Genomic DNA, 6,246 nt, shown 5'->3' with positions numbered 1-6,246 from the left:
TGTCTGCTTCATCTTCGCTCCTCAGGGGCTACGATGAACCAGCCATCCTCCGTTCGTGAAGACCCTCAATCTGTCCCACAGGTGCTGACGTCGGACAATCCAGCCCTACCGTTCAAGGTAGCCTGCGCTGTTCCTGGAAACAGACGTCTGCAACGCGCCCGCCCTCTCCCTGAAGCATTTGCTAGTTCGTACCATCAGGAAATCGAAGGCAGCCTACCTCGTGATCCGGACCGATACCGGATCGCTGTCTGGGAAGGTTTCCTCCAGCGCCTCTTCGAGCTTCTCCTCAAGTCGATCCGGGTGATTGCCAGGCAAGGAGGCATCCGACGGAGCCTTGAGGGCTTCCTCCGAGAGGACGCGCAGGCGGCGGCGCTCGGCCGCCTGTCGCACCGTCGCAAAGGCAAGGAAGGCGAAGCCAGCACCGATCAGGAGCACGGGAAGCGGGTTCGCACGCACCGTGTCGGACAAGCGCCCGGCCGCCAGCGCCGCCGAGCCGGCGGGATCGCGCGTACCGGTCAGTTCCTCCGTGAGGTTCGTTGGGTTCAGGCGGGATTGGAGTTCGGCTAGCGTGCCGTCCAGCCTTCCGCGGCTCGCCTCGACGTCGCGCTCAAGCTCATCGACAGATTTGCTCATTCGCCCATGCGCTCCGTGATGATGGTGACGTCCTGCCCAACCTGCCGCTCGGTCCGGGTCGGCTCCAGCCCCGAGAGGGTTGCCTTGCTGCGCCCCAACAGGGCCAAGCTGACGGCGAGGGCCGCGAACACGCCGCCGACGACAAGGGCTGAGAGCGCCTCGGAGTGCAGGAGAACTACGAGGCCCTTCACCAACGCCAGGATCAGCACGACGACCCCTGCCATGGCGAACACGCCGGCCGCGATGAACAGGCTCAGCGCAAGGGTGAGATGATGCAGGCTATCGGTCATCTCGACCCGGAGGAGCGCGATCTCCGTCGAGACGAGGTCCCGAACCTCGCGGACCGCATCGCCGATCAGGTTCGGGACGGTCCTACGCGAGGGCTCGCTCATGCGGGGCCATCCAGGTCGGGGACCGGCAACACGTCGACGGGGACCACGGCCCGGGACCGCGGGATCGGCCTGACGCCGGACGCGCCCAACAGTCGGTAGAGAGCGAAGCCGGCGGCGGCCGCCACGGCCAGGGTCACCCCAGGCCGGCGCCTCACCGCAGCGTCGAGCTCGTCGTAGAGCTCGCTGACCGTGCGGCGGCCGATATCGGCGGAGAGCTCCTCGACGCCCTCGGCAGCCTTGTCGAAGAACGCCTTCACGTTAGGCGCATCCTCGAAGCCCGCGCCGGCTCCGCGAATGGCCCCGGCCACGTCCGAGACCACCCTAACCGCGTCCTGCTTGCGACGAGCAACGTAATCCTGGGCCTGACCCCGGACGTTCGCAGCGAAGCCTTCGTCAACTTGGGGTCCGTGCGGCGCGGAATTCGTCGATGTTTGAGGCCCGGAAGTCATGATCGCCTTCCCGTCACGAGAGCGTGAATAAAGCGAGACTGGAACGGCGTAGGGTCATAGCGGTTCCAAAACCCGCCGCTGGCGGAGCCAGCGTCCACTATTCCAAATTCTGAACCTGAAACCGAACCGGCAGAAATCCACCCAACCCAGTTATTTCAAGTCGGGTCTCGACCCGTATGCCTAGAAAGGCTGCGTACGCCACGCACATAGCTTGATGGCGTCGGATATCCGACGGTTTTCTCCGCCTAAAAGCTTGTCGGATTGGATGTCTGGGAAAGGGGTGCATTCTTGGGCAGGCGTACCTGCGCAACATATCACCACCTCTTACAGGCTGATGAAACATGGTGCTTGCCGGGAAGAGTAGGCGCCCGCTACAAGCCGGCAGTCCAGACACAAAAAGGGCCGCCCACAAGGAGCGGCCCGAAGTCTAGGGAGGAAACGCCCAACTAAGGGACAGCGCGGCGACGCCATCGCCGCGCTGTCGAGCTTTGCATGTCTCACGCTGCTCGCCCGGCCTCAATCGCTCAGAAATCAAACGTGGCATACCAGCGGTGCATAGCTACGCTGGATGGAGGGTCTCCGTGCGAACCCGTCTTCCCAGACTGGAATGCCTTTTGAGGGGAAGCGGCGCTGTGCGCGTGGTGAGAAGCAGGGTGACAGCCGATCAGATCGGAGCGACACTCTCTTCATGAGACCAGGGCGACCAACAGCCTGAGCGTCTTGGGAGGGGGCAGGGGCGGAGGGCGCCATGCCAACATACTTCTTCGACGTCCAATCCCACTCTGGTTTGGTGTGCCTGGACTATCAGGGGCTGGACTGTCGCGATGATGACGCGGCGCTGACGCTGGCTCGCCATGGCGCTAGGTTTACCTCGCACGGAGACTGCATTCGCAATCCGCAGCTGACCAGCTACCAATTCGCTGTGGCGGACGCCGAGCATCGACCGCTGTTTACGGTGCCTTTCACGGATCTGCTGCCGGACGAGGATGCCCCGCTGGCCTCTCGTAAGCGTCGGCCTCGCTCATCCAAGCATCGGCCGTCATCAAACCGGCCTGGCTGAGGCGGGATGGGCGCAGAGGAAGCTCTATGCACCGCCGGCCTGCAACAGCGCTCCGCCCCAGAGGATAAGCCGTCATGCTTCAACGCTCGTGGGTCCGGCGCTTCGGCCTAGCACTCACCGTTCCATGCGTGCTGCTGGCGTTCGCGCTGGCCGGTCATGCCGCCTGGGAAGCTCGGCCTCTTCCTGCCTGCCTTCCAGGCGGGCTCGACCCCCTCCATCCCGCTCAGAAGTGTCGACGTGTGACGATGATGGGCGGCGTTCCCGTGATTGGGGCTGTTGGAAGCTCTTCCCTCAAGGTGGTTGAGCAGGGCAGCGTGTCTGGGATGCCGGATCTGCGTCCTGCGGGGCTGGCCGTCGTCTTGGCTCTGGTGATTTACCTCACGAGCTGGGGGATCGACTGGTTGTTACAACGCCGCGCTCGCCTGACAACAGGGTGAGGCACGCTGCCCCACGGCGCTGCGTCACCTCGTTAAACGGCTCGCTATGGCTGAGCATGCCTGGATGACTGATTTGGCTGTCCTCATCATGCTCTCGGGAGCCCTTGGCGCTGTCGCACTGATTGGCGCTGCGCACCCCAAGGTCGAGCGTTTCGTTAGGCGGCTGTACCTCCGCTGAGACAAGCAGCTCTACGCAGATCGTATGAGCGCGACAGCCGGTGAGAGCTGCGAGTTTGCATAAGTACGGATATGGAAGCACTTAGACACTTAAGAGGGCCAGTGCTTCAGCGGGTCGGCGTTTGCAACTGAGCTTTTAGAGCTTCATCGGGCAGGTGAGGTGTCGCCCCTCACGGCGCCCGAATGTCTTGTAATGAAAATCCCCAGACGGCATTTGGCCTCGTTCTACGGCTTGGGCGACATCAGGGTTGCAACGCAGGTAGTCCTCTTCGTCGAACGCGGCCTCAGGCTCTTGCTGAGACCCACGATTACGCTTCCGTCTCCGGTCATCATTGTCGTACCCGCGACCGGGCTGGCGATCCCGATCTTCATCGTATCTGCGACGCCGCTCGTTACTTTGGCCATTGTCGTAGCTGCGGCCGCGTTCACCCGGTCGATCATCGTCATCGTCATCGTCATTGTACCCGCGATCACCACCGCCGTCGCGCTCGCCATAGCTTCGACTGCCATAATCCCGCTCGTCGTGGCCGTAGTCACGACCCCCTCGCTGAGCTGAGGCCGAGCTCATCGCGCCGAAAAAACTCAGACCTACGAGTGCTGTAACCCACAGCCTCCTCATGCCGGGCTCCTCCCGTAGCAGCGTTAGACGTATCGAGTACCCGGCGTTCGACGGCCGAGCCGTGAGCCTCAGCGTATCAGCTTGGACATCATTCCATTTCGCTTCTGCGGTTCAGGTGTGCTGCCCGTCAGCCGCAAGTGCGGCGATAGCGTCGGCAGTTGCCTTGGCCTTCCTCACCGTAGCGGTCCTTGTTCTCGCAAGCGTCGCGAAGCTCGCGGCACACTCTGCGGTAGCGGCGCTCCTCACGATCTTCACGGTAGCCGCGCCCATCATCGATCTCCACGCCGCCGGGGCCGAACCGGAAGCCCTGCGCAAAGCTGGGAGCCTCCTGGAGGATCAGCCCGCCCATGGCGGCCGTCACGAGCAACACCTTACGCATTGAAGCCTCCAATTTTCTTCGACCAACGAAGTGGGAGGGCAAACGCACGGTCACCGAAAAGGGTTCGTTTTGGCTCGCGACAACCTCATGATGGCAGCGCTTATCCGCGCGGTCGTGCTTGGACGTCAGTCCGGACTGACACCTAGCATCCTTCGACATGCCATTCAGCAATCGAAAGATGCTGTTGTCATCTTTGTAAAGAAAACGATCCTTTTCCAGACGTTTGTTAGCTGTTCGTTGTATCGGGGGGCTATTACAAAGCTGTCTTGGCCAGAAGGAAAGGCGTCAGTGCCTTCATCACTTCGGCGGGGACAGCTCCCGATACCTGCATAAACCAGAGGAAGCGGGCGACAGGTGGTGGAACTTCACTGGCACTTGCGCTGTCAGCCGAACACCAGCGGCGCATAGTGCGCGCGTCGACACCAAGAAGGCGAGCGCCACCAGACTGACTTAGATTAAGATTTCGAAGCGCAGAGCGTAGTTCTGCAGCATTCATTGCCGATGCCTTGGTCCGCCTCAAGGGACGACTGCTTTTATGATTAGTTCGTTTGAGAGACATAGATTACTGCCCCATGTGTTTCGGCCAGCCATCACCTGTAAAAGTACAGCGCAAGAAGCTTACGGCTCGGATGGAAACTAGCTCATTATCTTTCCGGTTAGCGGTCAGCGAGCAATCTGTAAAAGAGCAGCCCATCCAATAGGTGCCGGTTAGATCAATTATTTCATTACAGAAATTGGAGCCAAATCTCATCTCGCTTTCATTATCACGATAAGTATTTGCTTTTTCCACAATAACGACCTTTGTTCGATGTCAAAAAACTATACAAAACTTCTCATGAAACTTGGATGCTCAGGGGCTTGCTTCTGAGTAAGATTAGAGAAAAAATGTGCGTTCCAAGTTTGACGACTAAAACGCTGTAAGAGGTAAAACAGTTCAAAAACAAAGTATAATTATAAATCAGCGAGTGACCAAAATTCTGAACAGCAATATTTCTCTAAAGCAGTATCGCAAATGAGAGATTTTTGGCTGCTCGTCGAACCGATCAATGTTCTGGGTGTGGCTCTTTTTTACGAGCATGCGTTGCAAAGTCGAAGAGTGATCCGCGTCGATCCCCGGTGAAGACACTGATGTTGAGAGTGGTGTCTTCGCGGATGGAACCGTGCAGGCAACGATCGTTCAGGGTCCAAACCTGGTGCCGATCACGGGCAAGCTCGAATTGAAATGCACCGGCCTCGGGGCATGGCGCACCAGTGGTGGCCTCGTTGAATGCAGCGGTAGCTGGAGTGCTAGCGCGGTGCGTGAGATGAATGAGCTCTCTATCCTCCAGCCGTCTTCCTGCTCTTAGGAACCCGCTCCCCAAATGATCTTTGAAGGCGTTCGCTCGGCGGATGTACCCGACTACGGTCCGCCGGTCGCGGTGCCCCGACTGATCCATAGTACGCGCGAGATCCGCGCCGCGCTCGGCCGCCGTCGTGATGTACCCGGCCCGCAGGCTATGCGCCCCCAAGGTCGAGGCATCGAGCCCAGATGCCGCGTCGCCAAGGTTTGCAGCCGCACGGCGCACTCTTAACAGCGTTGTAAGGCCGCCATCGTTTATGGACCTACCGGCATCGGGCGTAGGGAGAACGAGGTGGATCGACAAAGCGCGAAGGATCTCGATCAGTTCAAGGATCGGCGGCAGTTCAAACGCACGGACATGGCCCAGCAGGGCGTCGCGGTGTTCGCGGACGGCACGCGGGTTCCTTGCATCATCCACGACATGTCCGATCCGGATGCCGAGAAGGGCTTCGGGATGCGCGTCGAGTTGATCAACGTCCCGAATAACAAGGTGCCCCACACCTTCCAGGTTCACCTACCATCTGGGCGAGTAATCCAGTATTCGCCCGGTTGGGCTGAAGCCCTCTAGGTCAGATCAAGCTGAGCAAAGAGACGGCCGGGCAAACCACTCAGGAAATGAGGGGTAGAGAGGGCATTCCAGATATTTGATGCGATGTCGGGCTAACGATCGTTTTCCCGTCATCGGGAGGGGCCGCAGTTCGAGCATCCTCAAACCGGCTTATTTCTGTCAGGAAAATATGACCGGATTTCTATTGCAGATT

The 6,246-nt window shown here is 59.8% G+C and carries 7 protein-coding genes; 2 read left to right on the top strand and 5 right to left on the bottom strand.

Annotated features, from left to right (window positions below; all coding sequences use genetic code 11):
- Positions 1-213: 213 nt before the first annotated feature.
- Genes ASG51_RS15075 through ASG51_RS24255 form a run of 3 tightly spaced genes read right to left on the bottom strand, consistent with a single transcriptional unit; the run spans position 214 to position 1,345 of the window.
- Entirely contained in the window at positions 214-633 is a 420-nt protein-coding gene (locus tag ASG51_RS15075; protein ID WP_056381704.1) for a DUF3618 domain-containing protein, read from the bottom strand.
- Entirely contained in the window at positions 630-1,025 is a 396-nt protein-coding gene (locus ASG51_RS24260; protein ID WP_056381708.1) for a phage holin family protein, read from the bottom strand. Before ASG51_RS24260 ends, ASG51_RS15075 begins: the two co-directional genes overlap by 4 nt.
- Complete coding sequence (locus ASG51_RS24255; protein ID WP_156389737.1) at positions 1,022-1,345, bottom strand: hypothetical protein; 324 nt, start codon at positions 1,343-1,345, stop codon at positions 1,022-1,024. Before ASG51_RS24255 ends, ASG51_RS24260 begins: the two co-directional genes overlap by 4 nt.
- A 1,263-nt stretch (positions 1,346-2,608) precedes the next feature.
- Between ASG51_RS24255 and ASG51_RS24250 the strand changes: the two genes are divergently transcribed.
- Together ASG51_RS24250 and ASG51_RS24245 are read left to right on the top strand one after the other, a co-directional pair.
- On the top strand, positions 2,609-2,971 hold the full coding sequence (locus ASG51_RS24250) for a hypothetical protein (protein WP_156389736.1): 363 nt from the start codon (positions 2,609-2,611) through the stop codon (positions 2,969-2,971).
- 391 nt (positions 2,972-3,362) lie between these two features.
- A complete protein-coding gene (locus ASG51_RS24245) occupies positions 3,363-3,704 on the top strand; it encodes a hypothetical protein (protein ID WP_156389735.1) in 342 nt (113 codons plus the stop codon).
- A 190-nt stretch (positions 3,705-3,894) separates the two neighbouring features.
- On the opposite strand, the gene ASG51_RS25450 is transcribed toward ASG51_RS24245, so the two are convergent.
- On the bottom strand, positions 3,895-4,146 hold the full coding sequence (locus ASG51_RS25450) for a hypothetical protein (RefSeq protein WP_056381700.1): 252 nt from the start codon (positions 4,144-4,146) through the stop codon (positions 3,895-3,897).
- A gap of 1,043 nt (positions 4,147-5,189) precedes the next feature.
- Complete coding sequence (locus ASG51_RS25125) at positions 5,190-5,999, bottom strand: hypothetical protein (RefSeq protein ID WP_244480162.1); 810 nt, start codon at positions 5,997-5,999, stop codon at positions 5,190-5,192.
- Positions 6,000-6,246: the final 247 nt, after the last annotated feature.

Origin of the sequence: Methylobacterium sp. Leaf465 (assembly GCF_001424705.1) — a bacterium.
Lineage (GTDB): Bacteria > Pseudomonadota > Alphaproteobacteria > Rhizobiales > Beijerinckiaceae > Methylobacterium.
This window is presented reverse-complemented; position numbering and strand designations above follow the sequence as displayed.

Coding starts and splice junctions, on each gene's coding strand:
- ASG51_RS15075 (WP_056381704.1), bottom strand. CDS start 633: ATGAGCAAATCTGTCGATGAGCTTGAGCGCGACGTCGAGGCGAGCCGC.
- ASG51_RS24260 (WP_056381708.1), bottom strand. CDS start 1,025: ATGAGCGAGCCCTCGCGTAGGACCGTCCCGAACCTGATCGGCGATGCG.
- ASG51_RS24250 (WP_156389736.1), top strand. CDS start 2,609: ATGCTTCAACGCTCGTGGGTCCGGCGCTTCGGCCTAGCACTCACCGTT.
- ASG51_RS25450 (WP_056381700.1), bottom strand. CDS start 4,146: ATGCGTAAGGTGTTGCTCGTGACGGCCGCCATGGGCGGGCTGATCCTC.